Source organism: Thalassospira sp. A40-3 (assembly GCF_015871485.1).
GTDB lineage: Bacteria > Pseudomonadota > Alphaproteobacteria > Rhodospirillales > Thalassospiraceae > Thalassospira > Thalassospira tepidiphila.
This window is the reverse complement of sequence record NZ_CP065428.1, coordinates 2,531,746-2,552,108: the sequence shown is the minus strand read 5'-3', so window position 1 is coordinate 2,552,108 and position 20,363 is coordinate 2,531,746. Positions and strand designations below refer to the sequence as shown.

Annotated in this window: 20 protein-coding genes; 4 read left to right on the top strand and 16 right to left on the bottom strand. The window is 55.5% G+C overall.

Features of this window, described 5'->3' with window-relative positions; all coding sequences use genetic code 11:
* Positions 1–4: 4 nt before the first annotated feature.
* The 4 genes from IT893_RS11670 to dctP all read right to left on the bottom strand — a co-directional run bounded on the left by IT893_RS11670 (position 5) and on the right by dctP (position 4,453).
* Positions 5–1,321: a malonyl-CoA decarboxylase gene (locus IT893_RS11670; protein WP_008891286.1), complete on the bottom strand. Its 1,317-nt coding sequence runs from the start codon at positions 1,319–1,321 to the stop codon at positions 5–7.
* The gene (locus IT893_RS11665) at positions 1,321–2,637 is read right to left on the bottom strand and encodes a TRAP transporter large permease (protein WP_008891287.1); all 1,317 of its coding nucleotides are present in this window, start codon (positions 2,635–2,637) and stop codon (positions 1,321–1,323) included. The genes IT893_RS11670 and IT893_RS11665 overlap by 1 nt, the downstream gene beginning before the upstream one ends.
* A gap of 12 nt (positions 2,638–2,649) precedes the next feature.
* A complete protein-coding gene (locus IT893_RS11660) occupies positions 2,650–3,339 on the bottom strand; it encodes a TRAP transporter small permease (RefSeq protein ID WP_008891288.1) in 690 nt (229 codons plus the stop codon).
* 106 nt (positions 3,340–3,445) lie between these two features.
* Positions 3,446–4,453 carry a TRAP transporter substrate-binding protein DctP gene (gene dctP / locus IT893_RS11655; protein WP_063087123.1) on the bottom strand — a complete coding sequence of 336 codons (1,008 nt, stop codon included), beginning with the start codon at positions 4,451–4,453 and terminating at the stop codon, positions 3,446–3,448.
* Positions 4,454–4,771: 318 nt separating this feature from the next.
* On the opposite strand from dctP, the gene IT893_RS11650 reads away from it, so the two are divergent.
* Positions 4,772–5,449, top strand: coding sequence for a GntR family transcriptional regulator (locus tag IT893_RS11650; protein WP_008891290.1), 678 nt, complete (start codon positions 4,772–4,774; stop codon positions 5,447–5,449).
* 62 nt (positions 5,450–5,511) lie between these two features.
* On the top strand, positions 5,512–6,252 hold the full coding sequence (locus IT893_RS11645; protein ID WP_197145273.1) for a TlyA family RNA methyltransferase: 741 nt from the start codon (positions 5,512–5,514) through the stop codon (positions 6,250–6,252).
* Between the two features lie 34 nt (positions 6,253–6,286).
* Here the strand turns inward: IT893_RS11645 and IT893_RS11640 are convergent, their stop codons facing one another.
* From IT893_RS11640 to IT893_RS11630, 3 genes are all read right to left on the bottom strand, one after another.
* Positions 6,287–6,715: a heme-binding protein gene (locus tag IT893_RS11640; protein ID WP_008891292.1), complete on the bottom strand. Its 429-nt coding sequence runs from the start codon at positions 6,713–6,715 to the stop codon at positions 6,287–6,289.
* Between the two features lie 129 nt (positions 6,716–6,844).
* Complete coding sequence (locus tag IT893_RS11635; RefSeq protein ID WP_197145272.1) at positions 6,845–7,321, bottom strand: DUF2269 family protein; 477 nt, start codon at positions 7,319–7,321, stop codon at positions 6,845–6,847.
* A gap of 40 nt (positions 7,322–7,361) precedes the next feature.
* A complete protein-coding gene (locus IT893_RS11630; RefSeq protein ID WP_197145271.1) occupies positions 7,362–7,979 on the bottom strand; it encodes a TetR/AcrR family transcriptional regulator in 618 nt (205 codons plus the stop codon).
* 116 nt (positions 7,980–8,095) lie between these two features.
* Between IT893_RS11630 and IT893_RS11625 the strand changes: the two genes are divergently transcribed.
* Complete coding sequence (locus IT893_RS11625; protein ID WP_197145270.1) at positions 8,096–8,761, top strand: hypothetical protein; 666 nt, start codon at positions 8,096–8,098, stop codon at positions 8,759–8,761.
* Positions 8,762–8,791: 30 nt separating this feature from the next.
* On the opposite strand, the gene IT893_RS11620 is transcribed toward IT893_RS11625, so the two are convergent.
* From IT893_RS11620 to fabI, 4 genes are all read right to left on the bottom strand, one after another.
* Positions 8,792–9,406 carry an intradiol ring-cleavage dioxygenase gene (locus IT893_RS11620; protein ID WP_197145269.1) on the bottom strand — a complete coding sequence of 205 codons (615 nt, stop codon included), beginning with the start codon at positions 9,404–9,406 and terminating at the stop codon, positions 8,792–8,794.
* 181 nt (positions 9,407–9,587) lie between these two features.
* Positions 9,588–10,889 carry a hypothetical protein gene (locus tag IT893_RS11615; RefSeq protein ID WP_197145268.1) on the bottom strand — a complete coding sequence of 434 codons (1,302 nt, stop codon included), beginning with the start codon at positions 10,887–10,889 and terminating at the stop codon, positions 9,588–9,590.
* Between the two features lie 60 nt (positions 10,890–10,949).
* Positions 10,950–12,053, bottom strand: a complete 1,104-nt coding sequence (aroC, locus tag IT893_RS11610) for a chorismate synthase (protein WP_197145267.1) — start codon at positions 12,051–12,053, stop codon at positions 10,950–10,952.
* A gap of 83 nt (positions 12,054–12,136) precedes the next feature.
* The gene (fabI, locus tag IT893_RS11605) at positions 12,137–12,967 is read right to left on the bottom strand and encodes an enoyl-ACP reductase FabI (protein WP_008891298.1); all 831 of its coding nucleotides are present in this window, start codon (positions 12,965–12,967) and stop codon (positions 12,137–12,139) included.
* 202 nt (positions 12,968–13,169) lie between these two features.
* On the opposite strand from fabI, the gene IT893_RS11600 reads away from it, so the two are divergent.
* Positions 13,170–14,528, top strand: a complete 1,359-nt coding sequence (locus IT893_RS11600; protein WP_197145266.1) for a YihY family inner membrane protein — start codon at positions 13,170–13,172, stop codon at positions 14,526–14,528.
* Positions 14,529–14,609: 81 nt separating this feature from the next.
* Here the strand turns inward: IT893_RS11600 and IT893_RS11595 are convergent, their stop codons facing one another.
* From IT893_RS11595 to IT893_RS11575, 5 genes are all read right to left on the bottom strand, one after another.
* Complete coding sequence (locus IT893_RS11595; protein WP_197145265.1) at positions 14,610–15,278, bottom strand: tetratricopeptide repeat protein; 669 nt, start codon at positions 15,276–15,278, stop codon at positions 14,610–14,612.
* Complete coding sequence (locus IT893_RS11590; protein ID WP_252723932.1) at positions 15,275–16,084, bottom strand: SDR family NAD(P)-dependent oxidoreductase; 810 nt, start codon at positions 16,082–16,084, stop codon at positions 15,275–15,277. The genes IT893_RS11595 and IT893_RS11590 overlap by 4 nt, the downstream gene beginning before the upstream one ends.
* Entirely contained in the window at positions 16,056–18,092 is a 2,037-nt protein-coding gene (locus IT893_RS11585) for an AMP-binding protein (protein WP_197145264.1), read from the bottom strand. The genes IT893_RS11590 and IT893_RS11585 overlap by 29 nt, the downstream gene beginning before the upstream one ends.
* An 8-nt stretch (positions 18,093–18,100) precedes the next feature.
* On the bottom strand, positions 18,101–18,799 hold the full coding sequence (locus IT893_RS11580; RefSeq protein WP_197145263.1) for a thermostable hemolysin: 699 nt from the start codon (positions 18,797–18,799) through the stop codon (positions 18,101–18,103).
* Between the two features lie 101 nt (positions 18,800–18,900).
* Positions 18,901–20,241, bottom strand: coding sequence for a mechanosensitive ion channel family protein (locus IT893_RS11575; RefSeq protein WP_120225066.1), 1,341 nt, complete (start codon positions 20,239–20,241; stop codon positions 18,901–18,903).
* Between the last annotated feature and the right edge of the window lie 122 nt (positions 20,242–20,363).

The following is a 20,363-nucleotide window of genomic DNA, read 5'->3' as shown; positions in this document are numbered from 1 at the left end:
CTGTTTAAATTCCGGCAAGCTGTGCGACGGATTTCGATGTGGCGATCTTTCCGTCATTCATCAGTGCTTCGTGGTTTTTCTCGATATCATTGAGGTGATAGGCGTAGTTCACCATCATGCCGCCCGCCTGACGCAAACCCTTTTCGGAGGTATCGCCAAGCCAGTTCAGGCGTTCAAGCTGTGCACCATTACCCAGATGGAAGCGGGCAGTGGGATCAAGCGGGGACTTGCCACGTTTGCAGGTGGCAAGATAGGTGGCACACAGCGCCAAAGTCGGTTTTTGCAGCTTGGCGACCTTGATCGGATCGTTGATCCAGTCGTCTTCGCTAAGCCCGTCCAGCACCTGACCGGCAAGCTCGGCGTCGTCGGCCTTGCTTTTCTGGCGGGTGCGCAGCCAACCCATGAAGCCCGGAATGGGCGACAGGGTGGCGAATTGTTTGAGCTGCGGGAATTCGCGTTTGAGTTCCTCGACCACTTGCTTGATCAGGAAGTTGCCAAACGAAATCCCCTTAAGGCCCGCCTGACAGTTGCTGATCGAATAGAAGATCGCCGTGTTGGCAGTTTCCGGGGCCTTTTCATCGATTTCCGGGGCCAGAAGCGCCTGAACGCTATCGGCCAAACCGTGCACGAGGGCGACTTCAACAAAGATCAGCGGATCGTCGGGGATGGCCGGATGGAAGAAGGCAAAGCATTTCCGGTCGGTCGCCAGACGACGACGCAAATCTTCCCAGCCCTGAATTTCATGGACCGCCTCATAGCGGATCAGTTTTTCAAGGATGGCCGCCGAGGTATCCCAATCAATGTGGCGCAACTCAAGGAAGCCACGGTTGAACCAGCTGGTCAGCAGGTGCTGCATGTCGGCATTGAGCGGTTCAAGATCGCGGTTGTTTTTCAGAAGCGCGATCAGGGTTTCACGCATATCGACAATGGCCCGCGTGCCCCCCGGTGCCATGTTGATCTTGCGCAGCAGTTCCTGACGGATCGGCTCGGACGTTTGGGTCAGGACGGCGAGGTTTGCCTCGGACGGGTCCTTGGCAAAGGCCTCGGCGGCCTTGGTGACCTTGGCGCGATCAGCACTAAAGTCATTTTGCATCATCCGGAAGAAGGCCAGATGGTCTTCTTCGGGCAGGTTTTCCCAAAGCCGCACCACTTCGCGTGCAGCCGCGGTGCCACGTGCCTCGCCCTTTTGCGAAACAAGGTCCTTGCACATGGCGCCAAGCTGCTTGAGCGGGTCCTGTGGGGTCGAGAGTGGCAGATCAAGCAGTTCACGACCACGGTCGGCAATGCTTGAAAGCCAGCTTTTGACAGACATGCCTGACATTAGCGTCCTCCGATGATGGTTTCCGGAAGCCAGGTGGCGATCTGCGGGAAGAAGCACAGAATGATGATCGCTGCGATCATGCACATCACGTAAGGGAAGGCGCCCTTAAGGATGCTCTGCAGACGGATATCGGGTGCAATGCCATTGATGACATACAGGTTCAAACCAACCGGCGGGGTGATAAGACCGATTTCCATGTTGATCGTCAGGATCACGGCAAACCAGTAAGGATCGAAACCGGCATTGATGATCACCGGCAGCAGGATCGGTGCGCTCATCAGGATGACTGCGACCGGCGGCAGGAAGAAGCCACTGATCAGCAGGAACACGTTGATGAAGCCCATCAGAACCCAACGGTTGACCTCAAGGGCGGAAATCCACTGTGCAATCGACTGGGTGATGAACAGCGATGACAGCATGTAGCTAAACAGGCCGGCAGCCCCGATGATCAAAAGGATCATTACGGATTCCTTGGTGGTGTCACGCATGACATTCCAAAGCTGACCCGGTTTCCACATGCGATAAACGATCATCGCGGTGATCAGGCAGAACAGTGCACCCACACCGGCCGTTTCCGAAGGTGTCGCAACACCGCCATAAAGGGCGAACAGAACCGCACCGATGATGACAAGGAAGGGCAGAACACGCGGAAGGATTTCAAACTTTTCCTTCCAGGTGTATTTGACTACACCAAGGGCGGCCTGGGCGTTACCCTGACGCCAGGTCGAATAGAGCGACCAGGCCATGAACAGGGCGGTGACCAGAAGACCCGGCAGAAGGCCGGCAAGGAACAGGCGCCCGATCGAGGTTTCGGTCGAGATGCCGTAAACAATCATGGTCACACTTGGCGGGATCAGGATGCCCAGCGTACCGCCAGCGGCAATCGAGCCGGCCGCAACCGTATCGGGGAAGCCGCGTTCGCGCATCGCCGGGATGCCCATCTTGCCGATTGCGGCACAGGTGGCAGGCGACGAACCCGAAAGCGCGGAAAAGATCGCGCAGGCGCCAAGGTTTGAAATCACAAGCCCGCCCGGAATACGGGTCAGCCAGCGGTCAAGAACCGAATATAAGTCACCACCGGCCCGAGACGAGGCAACAACCGCGCCCATCAGGATGAACATCGGGATGGCGAGAACTTCGAAACTTTCGAGTTTGCCGAACAGGATTTCCGGCAACAGCGGCAGTGATCCGGTGCCATCAAAGGTGATGATGAAGCCAACACTGACCAGAAGCAGGCCGATACCGACCGGAATGCCGGAGAAAAGAACAAGAGTGGTTGCGATGCCGACAACGGCCGCAAGAAGCAAGGGATCCATGATGCGGCCTCCTTAGGAAATGTCGTCGCGAATATCGAACGGTGTCGATCTGCGGGTGATGAGCGACAGGAAATCGGCAAAGAATTGCAAGAACAGCAAGCCAAAGCCGATTGGCAGCGCGGTGTATGGTTTCCAGAGTGCGACGGCCCAGATGGTTTCAGACAACCAGCCGCCTTCATATGCCTCGATCACCAGTTCCAGACCATAGAAGCCAAACAGGGCGCTGATCGCCATGCCACATGACAGGGTCAGGATGGCAAGGGTCATGCGGGCGCCGCGTTTGAGGTACATCGGGAACAGGTCAACATTGACGTGACCGCGCAGCAATTGAACATAGGGCAGGCCGACCAGTGTTGCGCCGATCATCAGGAAGATGACGGCCTCGGTCTGCCAGACGGTGGATTCATTGAGCACATAGCGCATGAAGACCAGCTGGCAGATGATCAGCATCGCAATGGCAAACATGCTTGCCGATGCGATCCCGCAAATGCGCGATAGGAAATGGATGGCAGAAATGACGCCATCAAGCGGGCCCTTTGGCGCCTGGGACCGGTTTGCGGCCATGGCGTTTTGATGGTCGATCGGCTCGACATCAGGCGGGGGAGGCATATCTGATTTAACGGAATGCGACGCACTTGGTGTCTGCGTGAAATCGTCTGGCAGATCAATCGGAAGTGGGTGCGGGGACATGGCGTTCGACACGCGCGTTCTCCTCTGACGGAACCGTATTGGTCTATATTTTTGTATTTTGAGGAATGGGGTGGTGCCGGACGGACCGGCACCACCATCACTTCACGTCAAGAACCGATCACTCGACTGCAAGTGCCATATCAAGAAGTTCCTGACCGTTCGGGGTCTCTTCAACGAACTTCTTGTAGGAGGTTTCCTTGGCCAGAGCCTGCCATGCAGCGAAGTCTTCGTCGGTCAACTCGGCGATTTCAACGCCGTTTTCCTTGAAGACGTCGATGCTGTCAGAGTCCTGCTTGCGGCCTTCGGTGGTGTAGTATTCCTCAGCCTTTTTCGCAGCAGCAGCCAGGGCTTCTTTCTGCGCATCATTGAGGTTGTCGTAGCTTTTCTTCGACATCAGGACCGGCTGATACATGAACCACAGTGCGTTGCCTGCGGCCGGGGTGTAGCAGCTGACCTGCTCGTAGATACGATAGGAAACGAAGCTTGAGGAGCTGGTGTTGGTGGCATCAAGAACGCCGGTCTGCATGGCCGGATAGATTTCCGAGCTCGGCATGGCGGCGATGGATGCACCGGCACCTTCAAGCATCTGCTCGAACGATTTGCCGGCGGCACGAATCTGAAGTCCTTTGACGTCTTCCGGCTTACGGATGCAGCCCTTGGTCGAGGCAAAGCCACCGGCCAGCCAACCCTTGGCAACGGTTACAACACCATCTTCGTTCAGGAGTTCTTCGATTTTAGCCATGAACGGGGATTCGTTGATGCGGTTGGCATGATCGTGGTTTTTGACCAGTGCCGGCATCAGGGTCAGGTTGGTTGCCGGAACACGACCACCGGCATAGGCCAGCGGATAAACGATCATGTCGAGCTGCCCGCGTGTCATCGGGGTCCACTGTTCTTTTGCCTTGAACAGGGAGCCGGACGGGAAGATCTGGATTTCCAGATCAACGTTTGCGGCTTTGACTTCATCGGCGACGATCTGTGCAACCTTGTGACGGATGTCGCTGGTCGACCACTGGTGAGACAGCTTGAGCGTCTCGGCACCAGCAGATGCGGACATGCCAAAGGCAGCAACAGACATGGAGATGGCGGCAACAGACGCCGTAAGAGTCTTCTTGAAAATCTTCATCTTTATCCTCCCGGATGAAGCATGCGTTTTGAATGCATTTTGACGGCTTTTTGCGCGTCTTATTATTGATGCGGTTTTCGCATTGGAAGAAAGCGTTACAGATTTCTGGCATGCTGTCCACGCAATTTTGTATACCAGAACGTCATTTTGCAGTGCCACAAATCCGCGCCCTAGTATTTGCCGGGGGATTTAGGAAAACCGGGCCTGAACTTTTGCGATGCAGCAGGAAATCATCGCAAAGCAGCATCGAAAAGGCTTTGATTGGTACCAGAATATGTGTTCTGGTATACCAGTAAGTGACGAAAAACGAGGTCCCACATGTCGCAAAACGGAAAGCTTGCCACCGATCTGGTCCAGAAACTTGAACGCGATATCGTGACCGGTGTGCTCAAGCCTGGCGACAAACTTGACGAGCGTTCGTTAAGCGAACGGTTCGGTGTTTCACGTACGCCGGTGCGTGAAGCGCTTCAGACGCTTGCCGGTTCGGGACTGGTTGCGACCATGCCACGCCGCGGCACTATTGTTGCCTCGATCACGGTTGCCGAACTGATTGAAATGTTCGAAGTCATGGCCGAACTTGAAGCCATGTGCGCACGCCTCGCCGCACGACGCATGCCGCGTGTCGATATCGAAAACCTGATTGCGCTGTCCGAAGAGTGCAACGGGCTTAAGGACCATGCTGATGCGGACGCCTATTACGAGGCCAATGTGCGCTTCCACGAGGCGATCTATGCCGGATGCCGCAACAGTTTCCTTGAACGTCAGACCAAGAATGTGCGCAACCGACTGGCACCTTATCGTCGCCTGCAATTGCACCGTCCGGGGCGTGTCAAGAAATCCAACAATGAACATGCCGATATCCTCAGTGCCATTTCCAATGGCGAGGCCGAGACTGCCGGCAAACTGATGCAGCAGCATGTGGCGGTTCAGGGTGAGTCGCTTAATGATCTGCTGGCGATTGTGCCGCGCGGATACCTCGAACCGCTGGCCAGCTGATTCCGGTTTAAAAGCGACACCAAATGCGTGACCTTTTTGGGCGGGTGCGTTAAAACGCGCTCATGGCAAAGAAACGTTTGGATCAGTTGCTTGTGGAACGTGGATTGGTGGAAAGCCGGTCCAAGGCGCAGGCTTTCATCATGGCAGGCAATGTCTTTAGTGGCGAGCAACGGCTTGATAAGCCGGGCATGCCGTGCAAGGAAGACATTTCCATTACGCTGCGCGGGCAGCCCCATCCGTGGGTGTCACGCGGCGGGCTCAAGCTTGAAAAAGGGTTGGCCGAGTTCGAGATCGACGTGACCGGGTTTATCGCGGTTGATGTCGGCGCCTCCACCGGCGGCTTTACCGATGTTCTGCTTCAGAACGGGGCGGTCAAGGTTTATGCCGTCGATGTCGGGCAGGGGCAGCTGGACTGGAAGCTGCGCAATGATGAGCGCGTTGTGGTCATGGAAAAGACCAATGCGCGCCACCTGACCGAAGAACAGATCCCTGATGCCATTGATATCGTTGTTTGCGATGCCAGCTTTATCGGGCTTCGTACCGTGCTTCCGGCCAGTATGGAGCGGGTCAAGGCGGGCGGTTATCTGATTGCGCTGATCAAGCCGCAATTTGAAGTCGGCAAGGAACGAGTTGGCAAAAAGGGGGTCGTTCGCGAACCTGAACTGCATCAGGAAGTCTGCGATACCATTTCCGACTGGCTGGCAAATCTTCCGGGCTGGGAAGTGCTTGGCATCACCAAAAGCCCGATCACTGGCCCCGAAGGCAATGTTGAATTCCTGATTTGCGGGCGGAAAACGGCCTGATCAACAGGCCCGATTTCCACCCGTCCTCATCAGATTACTTGCCGATTTTCTTCATGAAGAAATCAATACCGGCCTGGGCGCAGTCCTGATCCTGCGGCGGGGTGCCGGAACTGACGCCGATACCACCGACGCATTCACCATCAACGAACACTGGCAGGCCACCCGCAACAATCGACAGACGGCCGCCGATTTCCGAATCAATACCATAGGCCGGTTTGCCTGGCTGGGCAGCGGCGGCATATTCATGCGTACCCTTGCGTGCGCCCGATGCGGTAAAGGATTTGTCCTGTGCGATGGTGGTGCTGGTGACCTTGCCGCCATCCATGCGCTCAAACGCGATCAGCACACCGGATTCGTCGGTAATCGCGATGCACATCGGCACCCCGATTTCATTGGCACGGTTGCGCGCGCCTTCGATCAGGATATAGGCATCCTCAATGGACAGGCGTTTGATGGTCAGCATTGGACTTCTCCCGGGACGTTTTCTTTGATGCAATTAACTGGCGGCATCTTAGGGCCTGCGCCAAAAGGCGATCAATCAGATAAAACGGCTTTCCGTATGGTGGAAGGCGCAGCATGTTGCGCCCACCACTTAGAAGTCGGGGCGCATGATCATCAGGTAAAGGGCGCCCAGCGGAAACAGGATGGCAATCCGCCCGACCATGTTCCAAAGCCGGCGGCACTTCTCATAGCTTGCGGGCATTTCGGTTTCACCGTTTGCCACGGTCTGGGCCGCGATCTTTGACATATAGATCTGAAGCGGGAGCAAGCCCACCAACCACAGCATTGCTGCCATGCCAAACAGACCAATGCCATAGATCAGATAGGGTGCCTCTGAAAGCGCGATGCCGGTCGCATGAAAAAGCCCGATGCCACCAATCACGATCAGGGCCGAACCAAGCGCGGTAAAGGCAAGATCGGTGACGTTGATCAGGCGACAGGCAAAGGCGATGACGACCGGGTTATTGGTCCGGTCTGCCTGTATTTTCCAGACGGCGGATACGATGATGTTGCCCAAAAACAGGATGGCGCCAATGACGTGTATGAGTTTGACGGTTGCGTATTCCATCTGATTTTCCGGTTGGTAACAGGCGGCTGCCCGTTAAGGTTTAAGGGGCTTTGTCGGTGTTGACCGGCATGGTCAAATCTTCGGCCAGAAGGCCCAGGACAAAACTTGAAAGATCCTGATCAGCGGGCGGCACGATCATGCCATCAATCACCAGCATGGCGATGCCGTGGGCGCGGCTCCAAGCGGCGAGTGCCCGGTTATAGGCACTGGCGGCCTCGGCCAGGGTCATTTCGGCCTTGCGATCAACCGATGTGACGGCGCGTTGCAAGACGTCAAAGGCGTTATCGGCGGCATCGCGCAGTTCTGGATATTGATCGAGTGGCGGGCGTTCGCGGCCAAAGATCAGACGGAAATGCTGCGGGTTTTCGACCGCGAACTGCACATAGGCAGCCCCCAGCGCCATGATGCGTTCTTCGTGATTGGGGTGACTTTCCGCAGCGCTTTCAAGTTGTTCGGCGAACCTTTCAAAGGCAGCAATCGCAACTGCCGCCAAAATGCCATCCTTGCCGTCAAAATGGCGATAGGGGGCGGCTTCCGACACACCGGTCAGCCGCGCCAGACGGCGTAGCGACAAACCAGCCGGGCCTTCGTTCGTCAGGATGTTTTCAGCTTGTTGCAGGAGGACATTCCGGACATCACCGTGGTGATACTTTCCCATTTGCACGTAACTCGTTTTTCTTATGTTAACTTTGTTAACATTATCCGTCGCGCCAAGTTTGTGCAACCCCATTTCGATCTTTCAGATCGACGAAGACTGAATTCGGAGATACGGTTTTGCGTGCATCAGGTTTATATATGCTCGCGACACGAGAATCTAAAAAAGGTGTTAGTAAGGTGATTGGTGAGACTCGCAAAGAAAAGCGAAGGTTCTGGATTTTCTTCTTCGTTGCATTGGTAATTACCGTGGCGGGAGGAAAGCTATGGAAGCTTGCAACTTATGAAGTGCCACAAGGCCTTGCTTCGGATGAATTCAACAAGCGTTGTATTGCTAACCTAGACGACCTTTCTGTACTTGTTACTGATCCCCAGATTGCGCCTTACCTTGTTTCTCAGGAGCGAATAGACGCAGCGTTTCCAGAGAGCGAAGCCAGTATTTGGCAGTATGAGCACAAGGATTACAATAGTGTGGACGTATTGTTGACCTTGGTGGAAAACAAAACTTGCGTGGTTTCAATGACCGACCAAAGCTTAGATGTAACGAAATCAGCTTTGGCGAGCACGCTTGTTGGAAGAACTAAACAGATCGATCTTCCACCCGACAGACCAGGTATGGTTTCGTACATATTGTTTGATGAATCGGGCGCTATTCGGCGTGCGCTAGTAATTGTCGGCCCAACAGGCCATGAGGATTTGGAATTTGGTATCGCTTTGATCAAACCAGAAAATAATCGCCTCCCTGATGGCAGCAGTTTGGATGATTACCCGATTGTAAAACCATAAATCTCGGTTAGGGATACCCGTGACCAGGCATCAGCCCAGAACGAAATCAAACCGGCCGATTTCGCCGTCACTTGCCGGATGCATGTTCATCAGAAGCGCGCTGTCAAACAGGTGATCAAGCTCGTTAAGCGGTTCATCCGGGAAATAAAGCTGGGTGGTCAGGGTTCGGCCATTGGGCGGGGTGATCTTGACGTGGTAGTGCGGGGTGCGTCCGGCATATTCGGCCGGGCGGATGGTATCGAAGTAATAGCGTCCCTGGCCGTCAGTGCGCTGATAGCCGCGCATGTTAAAGCCCTGATTGTCATAACGGCCATCTGAGTCCGCATGCCACAGATCGACAATCGCATTGGCAATCGGCGTGCAGGCCGAGTTCAGCACATAGCCTAGCAGGGTCACCGGCGTGCCGTTGCCAAGCGTTCGGAAGTTGCGTTTCTCCGGTGGATTTTTGCTATAGAACGGGCCTTCGGTCATGGCGCGTGTCGGTCCGATATCCTCCCCACAGGTAGGGGTCGCAAGCAGGGTCTTTTCACTGGCAGCGGAGACCGGTGACAGAATGGAATTGCCGATAAGTGCCGAGCCTGCGGCAAACCAGCCCTTAAGCGCAGACCTGCGCGACAGACGGGATAAGTCCAGATCGATGGTCATTGGTTTTGCCTTTTCCCAACCGCGTTTGGGGTTCGTTTTTTTGTTATGAAAGTTAGATGTGGTCACCCAGCAGAACTACAAGATGGCGTGCAGCAAAAATTACTTCGATCAGCAAAAAAAAATGCGCCACCCGTTATCGGATGGCGCGAGGGGAGTCTGGCGCTTATGGTTTAAAGGCTTATCAGGATTGTTCTTTTTCCGGGGCCGCTGGGTGAGCCGTATCGGTCGTGGACGGAGTATCTGCAGGTTGGGTTGGTGTCTTGTCTTCATCTGAGTCTGACTGCGAACTTGCAGGCTCAGCTTGTGTTGTGTCGGATTGAGTTGCGTTTTCTGATTTGTCCGTCGTTTCGGCGGAGGTGGCATCGGTTGACGCCGCTTGGCTTTCCGGCGATGCGGTTGTTTGGGGCGCGTCCGACGCTTGCGTGCCGTCGGAAGAGGGTTGTGGCACCGGGGCGGTGGCGGCATCGCCTGCCTCGGACTTTGGCTGTTCTTGATCCTGAGGCTGATCGTTTACCTGTGCCGCATTTGACGTATCAGACGCCGCAGGGGCGTCTGGCGTCGTGGTCTCGGTTGGTGCGGCTTTGGCGGTTTCGTCGGGGGCCTTGTTGTCCGGATCAGTTTTGGTATCGTTGGTTGCCTTGGTGTCCGTGGTATCCGTTGCCGGAGGCTTCGTCCCCGCGCCCGAGTCCGATGGAGAAGCGGCTTTGTCCTTGTCGTCGGTCTGGTCCCCGGATTTTGCCTTGGGATCTGTATCGCCTGTGCTTGCCGGTTGATCCTTTTCCGACGTTGGGTCGGGCTGGCTGCCGTCAGGCTTTGGCGTCTCGGCGGGTGCCGGTGTCAGGTCAACCGTTGGGGCGGCTGGCATCTTCTGATCTTCGGGCCGGTCGGGGCGGATCAGGAATTTGTTTGATAGCGTGTCCTTGCCGATCAGAAGTGGTTGATCCAGAGGACCCATTTCCAGAAGGCCGATTTCGACATCACGGATAACGCCACCCAGCTTGATGCGGGTTTTGATCACAGGGGCGTGCACGGGCGGGGTGCTGGCACCTGTTTGAACATCGCGAAAGCCCGCAACGGGCAATGTCAGCTTCCAGACAATGGTGCGCGACTTAAGGCTGCTGTCGGCGGCAGGCGGGGCCTTGATGGTCAGGGAGAAAGATACCGATCCGCTGGCCGTTGCATCGGACGCGTCATCGCTGTTGCTATCGGAACCGCCGGTATCGTCCTTGTCATCGCCGTCATCATCGACAGTGAGGTCGCTGACGAACAGGCAGGTTTGCGGTGCCGCGCCGAGGATCATGGACGGCAGCCCTGAAATCCCCCAGTCGGGCAGGGCGACGGCTTCGTCCGCAAATAGGACGATGCGATTTTTGAGCTGCGCGTCACTGCCAACCGTTCCGCTGGGAGCCGGTTTTTTGTTGGACGCAGCAAGTTGGATCAGGGTTTTGAGCAATATCGGGTTCATGCCACTTAGACGCGGCATGAAACCAGTTGTGATGCGATATTCGCCCGTTCCGATTGCGTCGGAAAACTGGCCCGAAAACTAGCTTGGAAAATGCTTGTTGCTGTTCCAGCCTTCGCACTGTGCGCGGTGGCGCAAAAGGTGGTCGGCAAGGGTGATTGCAGCCATCGCTTCGCCCACCGGAACGCCGCGGATACCAACACACGGATCATGGCGACCCTTGGTGACGACATCGACTTCCTTGCCATAGATATCAAGGCTTTTGCGCGGGGTCAGGATCGAGCTGGTCGGTTTGACGGCAAAGCGCACGACAACGTCCTGACCTGATGAAATTCCGCCGAGAATCCCCCCGGCATGGTTGGAGCCAAAGACGGGCTTGCCATCTTCGCCCAGACGCATTTCATCGGCATTTTCGATACCGGTCAGTTCGGCGGCTTCAAAGCCGTTGCCGATTTCAACGCCCTTGACGGCATTGATCGTCATCATCGCCTTGGCCAGATCGGCATCAAGCTTGTCATAAACCGGATCACCAAGACCAACCGGAACACCGGAACAGACGACTTCGATCACTGCACCAACAGATGATCCATCCTTGCGCAGGCCATCAAGATATTCCTCGAACACCGGAACGGCTTCGGGGTCGGGGCAGAAGAACGGGTTGTTATCAACCTCGGCCCAGTCCCAGTTCGCACGATTGATTTCCTTGGTGCCCATTTTGACCAGGGCCGCACGGATTTTGATGTCATCACCCAGCACCTTGCGGGCAATTGCACCGGCGGCGACCCGCATGGCGGTTTCGCGGGCCGACGAACGGCCGCCGCCGCGGTAATCGCGGGTGCCGTATTTTTCCCAATAGGTGTAATCGGCATGGCCCGGGCGGAACTGGTTTTTAATCTCGCCATAATCCTTGGAACGCTGATCGACGTTTTCGATCAGAAGACCAATCGGGGTGCCGGTGGTTTTGCCTTCGAACACGCCCGAAAGGATTTTGACCTGATCAGGTTCGCGGCGCTGGGTGGTAAAGCGCGACTGACCGGGTTTGCGTTTTTCGAGGTGATTCTGAATATCGGACTCGGTAAGTTCAAGCAGGGGCGGCACACCATCAACGACACAGCCAATGGCCGGGCCGTGGCTTTCGCCAAAGGTGGTGAAGCGGAAAAGTGTTCCAAAACTGTTGCCAGCCATAACCGATTATCCAGAATTCAAATATGTTAGAGACAAAACGGGCCGCCCATCAGGGCAGCCCGCAAAATCGTATCAGGCCCAGATCAGGATTTCTGGACAGTGATGTCAGGTGCGTCTGCCTGTTTCATGCCCACGGTGTGGTAACCGCAATCGACATGATGGGTTTCGCCCGTAACACCGGTCGAAAGATCCGATAGGAAGTACAGACCAGATCCGCCAACATCATCAAGCGTGACGTTACGGCGCATCGGCGAGTTGTATTCGTTCCATTTCAGGATATAGCGGAAATCGCCAATCCCTGATGCAGCAAGGGTCTTCATCGGGCCCGCCGAAATGGCGTTAACGCGAATGCGATCCGGGCCAAGGTCATTGGCAAGGTATTTGACGCTGGCTTCAAGGGCCGCCTTGGCAACGCCCATGACGTTGTAATGCGGCATGACCTTTTCCGCGCCGTAATAGGAGAGCGTTAGAAGCGAACCGCCATCGGTCATCAGTTTTTCCGCGCGCTGTGCGATCGCGGTAAAGGAATAGACCGAGATGTTCATTGAAAGCGCAAAGTTTTCCGGCGAGGTGTCGACATAGCGACCACGCAGTTCGTTCTTGTCGGAGAAACCGATGGCATGCACGACAAAGTCAAGCTTGCCCCATTTTTCCTTAAGCGTCTCGAACACGGCATCCATGCTGGCCGCATCGGTCACGTCACATGGCAGAACGATGTTGCTGCCAACAGACTCTGCGAGCGGGCGCACACGTTTTTCAAGGGCTTCACCCTGGAAGGTAAAGGCCACTTCGGCACCGGCCGCAGCAGCCGCACGTGCAATACCCCAGGCAATCGATTTATCGTTGGCGACACCCATAATCAGGCCGCGTTTACCGGCCATAAGGCCCGAAATATTGTCGGTGGACAGGCTCATATTTCCTCTCGTTCCCACGATCTCTCTCTGGCAGGTAGAGGCATTCAAGAAAAGCCGCGACCGGCCCAGAAGGCATTAGACATTCGGCGCATCCTACACAAAGCGCGGCCAAGGTCAATCTGACCTGTCATAACGTGTGCAGGCACGCTATCTTGTTGATCAGGTGCAGTATAACCGGAAAATGCGTGGGGATAAGCGTTTAATGGCCGAAATTCAGAAATTGCTCGCTGATCGAACTGCGTTCTGGCGCTATGCCGCTATGCGTTTTGTTTATGACAAATCCATACAACGTGCCGCCGGTTTGTCCTATACGACACTTTTGGCGATGGTGCCGTTTCTGGCCATCGCACTGACGGTTTTGTCGGCCTTTCCGGTTTTTGATGAGTTCAAGGACACGATCATGACCGTGGTCCTGAACAATTTCCTGCCGGAAACCGGCGCGCAGGTTACAGACTATCTTGGCAGTTTCCTGCAAAATACCGGACAGATGACGGCGATTGGCACAATCGTGCTCGGCCTGACGGCGGTGATGTTGCTGAGCGCCATCGAAGGGGCGATGAACGATGTTTTCCGCGTTACCAGCCCTCGGAAACTTCTGGCGCGGCTGGTGGTGTTCTGGACGCTTTTGACGGTTGGGCCAATGTTGCTGGGGCTTAGCCTTTCGCTGGCGTCTTATTTCTTTGCCATGCGCCATCTGGTTGGTGGGGACGCGCTTGGCGAGCAGATCGGACAACTGACGTTTATTGCACCGTTTGTTCTTTCGGCGGTGGCGTTTTCATTGCTGTTTATCGGCATGCCGAACCGCTCGGTCGTGATTATTGATGGTGTGGTTGGTGGCGTTGTGGCCGCCGTTTTGTTCGAAACCCTGAAAAAGGGGTTTGCGTATTATGTCACGACGTTTCCGACCTATCAGACGATCTATGGTGCGGTTGCGATTGTGCCGATCTTTTTGTTGTGGATGTATCTGACCTGGATCGTGATCCTTTTGGGGGCACAGGTGGCAGCGGGTCGGTCCGAATGGCGTGCGGCACGGGCGGCGGGCATCATTCCCGATCCGCGCGGTGCGGTGCCCGGGCATATGGAACGGATTATCGCGGTGCTGCGCGTTCTGGAATATCTGCAAAATCGTTTCCACGAGGCCGCCAAGCCGCCGACCTACCGCAGGATGATGCGCGACGTCAAACTGGGTGGGCGTGATCTGAACTGGGCGTTGGCAGCATTGCGACGCGAAAAGCTGATTGATCGTTCCGAAAATCATCGCTGGCTGCTTTCGGGGGATCTGTCGCGGGTTTCGTTGATGGATCTGATGAGCCGCCTTGGCCTGTTTCTGGACTACGACCGGTTGCTGGTTGTGCAGACCGATAGCGGCTGGCCGATTGCCATGCGCGAACGCCTGATCGCACTGGAAGAAAAACGCAAAACGGTTCTGGATGTGAAGGTGGGTGATCTCCTCGATACCCCGCGGCCCGAAGACAAAATCCCCGAGCAGAAAAAGAAAGAACCGGATCAGGACAAGCCAGACGATATCAATCAAAAAGACATGACCGACATCATGAACTGATGGCTGTTTCGCGGGATACAGAAAAAAGGCCGGGAAGGATAATCTTCCCGGCCTTTTTGATGTGTTGATGATCGGTACGGTTTATCGGGAGGCCATTTGGTTGAGCGCAAGAGAAATTTCGGCCCGACGGCCAGCATCGGCAAGCGGACGATCCGGGCGGTCCGGGGCATCAAGCGCCTTTTGGAAATAGATCCGCGCTTCGTCATAGCGTTCCTGTTGGCGCAGGAAATTGCCATAGAAGAAGTTCGGATCAATGCCGTTCGGGTTGAGCGCAAGCGCCTTTTTGAGGTTTTCCTCGGCCTTGGCGTCGCTGCCAAAGGCCAGCGGCCATGGCGGCACCTGATAGTAAAGCGAGCCGAGCGAAGTATAGGCCGAGCCATCCATCGCGGTCGGTGCGGTGGCAATCACATTTTCAAAAAGTTCGCGGGCGTCGCGCACTTTGCCAAGGGCCGAGATACCGCGCACAATTCCGGCATCGGTTGACAGAATGATGCCCTGCCAGATTTGCAGTTCCGGGCTGTCGGGGAAATCTGCACGCAGCTTTTCGCCATCGGCTTCGAGCTTGTGAATGGCATCAAGTTGGGCATCTTCATCGGTGATTTCGTATTTGATGTGCGCCCATTCATGTTGCAGGTGGCTGACAGCCTTCATCACAGCCGGGTTTGCGGTTTGCGCCTGCGACGTTGCCGTTAAAGCCAGAAGAAGACCAACCGCAAGGGCCGATAAGGTGATCATGTTTTTGCGTTTCATGCGATGTTCCTCTGTGCGTCACTTTCTGATCCGGTGCCATTGATGATCAGGGCCGGTTTGGCGTTGGCCTTGTCAGTTGCCAGTATCTCTTCGCCAATTTGGGTGTTTTTGCGCAGGCCCTTGTCGATCATCGCGGGAACAAGCGCATTGAGGGTGGCAAACAGCCGTTCAGGCCAGCCAAGGCGAAAATCTCTGGCGTTAAGTTCAATCGCGCTGGCAATGCGAAGCGCGACGTCCCGCGGGCGATCTTCGGTGGCTTTGGTCTTGCGATTAAGCATGCCGATCTTGCCGCTATTCATGCCGGTATTGACCGCACGCGGTGCGATGTGGGTGACGGTAATAGCCGTGTTGCACAATTCCCGACGAAGGGCATCGCTATATCCCTTAAGCCCGGATTTGGCCGCCACGTAGCCGGTCATATGGGGCAACGGGATCAACCCGACCATCGAGCCGATATTGACGATCTGGCCATTATTGCGGGCACGCATGGCTGGCAGGACCGCCTGACAAAGCCGCATCGGCACCAAAAGGTTGAGTGTCAGAAGGGCATCGTAATCCTGATCTTCGGCATGGCCGAAATCATTGATCCCGGCAAGGTTGATCAGGATGTCAGGCGTATTTTCGCGAAGCGCCTTGCAGGTGGTATCAATGCGTTCCATCAGATCGCCTTCGGATGCCCGGTCATAAGACCGGACATTCGCACCGCGTTCTTTCAGGATTTCCACAAGGGGTTTTCCAATCCCGCCGGTTGCCCCGGTGAGAAAGACGTCTTTTCCCTCAAGCAACATTTTTCCGTTGTCCTTCATGCGGGATCGCTGCGAACAGGTTGGCAAACAGGCGGAAGGTGTTGTTGGCGACTTCGATGATTGCAGCCTGATCGTTCGGATCGGTGATTTGGTTGACGGTTTTTTCGAAGAATTTCATGTGTTCGATATCAAGCGAGCCGTGCGAGAACAGATAGCTGAACGCCGATTTTGGAAGATCAAGGCCCGACATGACGGCATCTGCGCCCTGACTTGCGATCTGGGTTGATGTGCTTTCAAGCATGAAGACCATGCCAAGGAACCCGACCGGATTCTTGCGCGCGATATAGTCGTAGTTATAGGCGACCATCACCTGGGTTTCGAGGTTGGGCGTTGCGTTGCGTGCAGCTTCGCGGTCACCACCGGCGGCCTCGATATCATTGAGGATCCATTCTTCGTGGCCTTCTTCCTCTTCGAGATATTCAATCACCGCCTTGTGCAGCCAGCGTTTTCCATCGGGCAGGCGCGACCCCATCGCCATCAAGAAGGGCACGGTATGTTTGACGTGGTGATAGGCCTCGGTCAGGTAGGCGACATAGGTGGAGCGGGAAATATTGCCCGAAAGTCCGTCGACAAGCTGCGGGACGTGATAAAGGGCTGCGCGGGCATCAGCAGTTTGGGCAACAAGACGATCATAGAAATTCATGGGGAGCTCCGAAGTGTTTTGTGAGGAGATATATCGTTTGACGATCACATCACGCTTGGGCCGACCATTTCCGGTCAGGCAGCCGTTTTGCGCGGTGAAGGGCGCACAAAGCGTGAAGTGTTTGATTTGGGCATAGTCGGGCAGGCTGGCATTTGCGGCCTGAATGGCGGCGTTGATGTCTGCATCTGCACGACTTGGCACGATCAGCGCTTCAAGATGGGCTTGGCCGTCGCCAAAAACGATTGCCTGATAAATGGCGGGTTGGGCCAGCAAGGCGGCCTCTGGCCATTCGGGTGATATGTTGCGCCCGTTTGAGGTAATCAGGACGTTTTTGCGCCGTCCGGTAACGGACACAAAGCCGTCGTCTGAAATCTGGCCAAGGTCACCGGTGGCGAAGCGTTCCGAGAGGGATGCGTTTGCCGCCGACGGATCGCCGACATAGCCAAGGAATCCCGGATTGCGAATGACGATTTCATCATCGGCGATTTCAGCACTGACATGTGGCAAAAGCGTGCCCGTCGTGCCCGGTTTGTCCTTGCCCGGAACGTTCAACGACAGAACCGATGCGCATTCAGACAGGCCGTACCCTTCATAGACCGGAAGGCCGATCTGACGGGCCTTGGCAATCAGGGCGGGATCAATCCGCGCGCCGCCAACGGCAATGAAATCAAGTTTGGTCAGCGGGCCATATTGCATGACCTGCATCATCAGGGCGCGCAGCAGTTCCGGCACCAGAATGACCGAGGTGGCATCAGCCCCCTTGAGCAAGCCATGCAGGTTTTCGTAGTGCGCCTCAAAGTTCCGCAAGGACGTCAGATGCACGGTGCAACCGGCGAGAAGTCCTGCATAGACGCCAGCAACATTTTCCAGCAAGACGGCCAGAGGCAGGGCGGAAAAATGCGTGCCGGCAAACCCGTCGCCAAGCATCTGATAGATCGAGCTTGCGACATTCATCATGGCGGTTGCAGGCAGGCAAACACCTTTGGGGGTGCCGGTGGTGCCGGATGTGAAGGTGATTTTTGCAGTTTTTGCCGGGATGGTCGCGGACTTGGCAAACCCGGTTCGCACCATGCCATCTGGTGTGATCATGTGAGTGATGCCAGCGGTTGCGGCGGCGTGATCGATCTGTGCTTTGGTAAAGAATGGCGGGATCGGAACACAGACGGTTTCCGATTTCAGTGCCGCCAAGTCCCAAAGTACCCAGTCGATACCGTTATCAAGCGCGATGCCAAGAACATCGACATCGGCAAGGTCTTTGGCGTGGTCATCAATGCGCCGGATCAGGTCGCCATAGGTGATCTGATCGGTTTGGCTTCTAAGGGCGATTTTGTCGGCCGGGTGTTGGCCAATGCGTGAAAACAGCATGATCAGACTCAGACCTCGCCATTATGTTGGAGACGGGGATAAAGGCGCGGGCGCATGTGGCTGTACTCAGCGCCAAAAAGTGATTGCAGGCGCAGATATCCCAACGTGACCGAGCCCGAGAGAACATGCGGGCGCGTATCGTAATACCGGCCCCAATCGGTGTTGCGGCATTCAAGCAGGGCCGGGTCCGCGAGTGCATGACGCACCGGCGCCAACCCTATTTTCTGGAACCGTTTTTCAATACTTGCGGTACCGGTTACGACCGCCTGTTTGAAGCCGCTATGATGCAAATAAGCCGAAAGGGCGGTGAACAGGAAGGATGACGCGCCTGATCCGTTTGATGCCAAATTGCCGATTTCAGCAATCTCGTGGCGCGGAATGCCCAGAATCGAATTGATCGGCCGGCGGAGATATTGTTCGAGAAACAGCGGGCCATGCCCGGCGGAGCGAAAACCAAGGGCAGCGACGATATCGCCGTGATCATCACGCACACTCATCAGTGTGTCGTAATGAACCGAAATTTCTGCCTCATAGGTGCGGGCATAGATGCCAGAGATAAAGTCTTCGACCTCGGCGCGTTCGCGCGCCGTATTGGTCAGGATTGAAATGGCACAAGCATGCGTCGGCACGCGGGACAGAAAACCGTTCTTCTGCAAACGAAGTCTGGCCGAGGGATTGCCGTTTTCGTTGTAATTAAGCTGCAGCATTCAGTGGACGCCTTTTGATACGTGAATAACGCATTCTGGCGTCGCAACCTGACAGCAAGCTGAAGAGCTGAAATCAACTTAAATCGAGGTATCGGGCAGGGTCAGGATCGTTTGGAGGAGGGGCTTTGTGTCATTTCTACGCGGATTGGTTCATCGCTACTGCGCAGGTGCAAATCGCGTTGCGGGAACGGGATTTCGATATTGTGTTCTATGAAGGCATCCCAGACATTGAGCAAAACTTCGCTGATGATATTGCCGCGTCCGTTTTGCGGGTCGTTGATCCAGAAACGGATTTCGAGATCGACCGAGTTGTCACCAAAACCGCGCATCAGGGTATTGGGCCCCGGATTGTCCTGCACGCGTGCGCATTTTGCCGCCGCCTCGTTACACAGCTTGATCGCAAGGTGGGGATCGCAGTTATAGGAAATGCCGACCGGGACTTTCAGGCGTAGCTTGACGTCCGAGTGGCTCCAGTTTTCGACCTGATTGGTAATCAGGTCTTCGTTCGGGATCAGGAATTCCGTTCCATCGCGGGTTCGAACGGCGGTGTAACGCGCGCCCAGTGACTGAATCCAGCCAAAGGTATCGCCAATCGCAATGACATCGCCCGGCTTGATCGACCGGTCAAGTAACAGGATCACGCCGCTGATCAGGTTGGCGAAAATGCGTTGCAGACCAAACCCGATCCCGACACCAACCGCACCACCAAATACGGCAAGTGCGGTCAGATCGACACCCATGGTCGACAGCGCAAACAAAACGGCGATAGACAGCAAGACAAGCTTAAGAAGCTTTGCCATCAGGACCTGAACCGACGGGGTCAGGTGATGGACCTTGCGGATGCGTTGTTCAAAAAGGCGCGAGGCAAAGGATGCCACCCACAGCAAAACCGCAAGCGAGAGAACGGCTTTGATGATGCCATAGATCGAAATGCGGAACTCGCCGAATTCAATCGCATGCCCGTCAAGGATTGCGATACTTGGTTCCAGCCATCCGACAATGTTGAGTGCTGCCAACGTCCAGGCGACGGTGGCAATGGTGCGTGACCAGACAGGATCATTGACAACGGCGGCCGCCAGACGAATGACAATCCATGCATTCAGAAGGCTTGCAACCAACCGGATGATGTTATGGCGATAGCCAGCCTGAATGGCGATGGCATCAAGCAGCCAGATGGCAATGACAAAAATCAGCGGGAAGGCAAGACTGGGCAGCACCAGCGCAAAGCGTCGAAACCCGGCATAGGGTAAAAGCGGCTTCCAGTCCTGCAAGCGTGCGAGAAGCGACGCCAGACGACCACGCAGCAAAAAGGCCGGAATGGTGGCAAGCAGGCAGGCAGCAATCTGGATCAGGATCGGGACCAGCAGGACATTTGCAGAGATCCAGGCGATTGCCTGTTCAAGCCATTGCAAATAGATGTCCGGGTTGCTGAGCTGTTCCATATTGTCCCTGATGATCGGTTTCGTTCTTTGCGACAAAGCCCGTTAAAACAATATGGTAACACGGAACGGGATTAACAGGCACCTTTCAACGCAGGGTCTTTTGTGCGGCCTGACCCCGGTTG

Excerpts from the sequence above, each read along its gene's own strand:
- IT893_RS11670 (WP_008891286.1), bottom strand. The coding sequence starts at position 1,321 with ATGTCAGGCATGTCTGTCAAAAGCTGGCTTTCAAGCATTGCCGACCGT.
- IT893_RS11665 (WP_008891287.1), bottom strand. The coding sequence starts at position 2,637 with ATGGATCCCTTGCTTCTTGCGGCCGTTGTCGGCATCGCAACCACTCTT.
- dctP (WP_063087123.1), bottom strand. The coding sequence starts at position 4,453 with ATGAAGATTTTCAAGAAGACTCTTACGGCGTCTGTTGCCGCCATCTCC.
- IT893_RS11650 (WP_008891290.1), top strand. The coding sequence starts at position 4,772 with ATGTCGCAAAACGGAAAGCTTGCCACCGATCTGGTCCAGAAACTTGAA.
- IT893_RS11645 (WP_197145273.1), top strand. The coding sequence starts at position 5,512 with ATGGCAAAGAAACGTTTGGATCAGTTGCTTGTGGAACGTGGATTGGTG.
- IT893_RS11640 (WP_008891292.1), bottom strand. The coding sequence starts at position 6,715 with ATGCTGACCATCAAACGCCTGTCCATTGAGGATGCCTATATCCTGATC.
- IT893_RS11635 (WP_197145272.1), bottom strand. The coding sequence starts at position 7,321 with ATGGAATACGCAACCGTCAAACTCATACACGTCATTGGCGCCATCCTG.
- IT893_RS11630 (WP_197145271.1), bottom strand. The coding sequence starts at position 7,979 with ATGGGAAAGTATCACCACGGTGATGTCCGGAATGTCCTCCTGCAACAA.
- IT893_RS11620 (WP_197145269.1), bottom strand. The coding sequence starts at position 9,406 with ATGACCATCGATCTGGACTTATCCCGTCTGTCGCGCAGGTCTGCGCTT.
- IT893_RS11615 (WP_197145268.1), bottom strand. The coding sequence starts at position 10,889 with ATGCCGCGTCTAAGTGGCATGAACCCGATATTGCTCAAAACCCTGATC.
- aroC (WP_197145267.1), bottom strand. The coding sequence starts at position 12,053 with ATGGCTGGCAACAGTTTTGGAACACTTTTCCGCTTCACCACCTTTGGC.
- fabI (WP_008891298.1), bottom strand. The coding sequence starts at position 12,967 with ATGAGCCTGTCCACCGACAATATTTCGGGCCTTATGGCCGGTAAACGC.
- IT893_RS11600 (WP_197145266.1), top strand. The coding sequence starts at position 13,170 with ATGGCCGAAATTCAGAAATTGCTCGCTGATCGAACTGCGTTCTGGCGC.
- IT893_RS11595 (WP_197145265.1), bottom strand. The coding sequence starts at position 15,278 with ATGAAACGCAAAAACATGATCACCTTATCGGCCCTTGCGGTTGGTCTT.
- IT893_RS11590 (WP_252723932.1), bottom strand. The coding sequence starts at position 16,084 with ATGAAGGACAACGGAAAAATGTTGCTTGAGGGAAAAGACGTCTTTCTC.
- IT893_RS11585 (WP_197145264.1), bottom strand. The coding sequence starts at position 18,092 with ATGCTGTTTTCACGCATTGGCCAACACCCGGCCGACAAAATCGCCCTT.
- IT893_RS11580 (WP_197145263.1), bottom strand. The coding sequence starts at position 18,799 with ATGCTGCAGCTTAATTACAACGAAAACGGCAATCCCTCGGCCAGACTT.
- IT893_RS11575 (WP_120225066.1), bottom strand. The coding sequence starts at position 20,241 with ATGGAACAGCTCAGCAACCCGGACATCTATTTGCAATGGCTTGAACAG.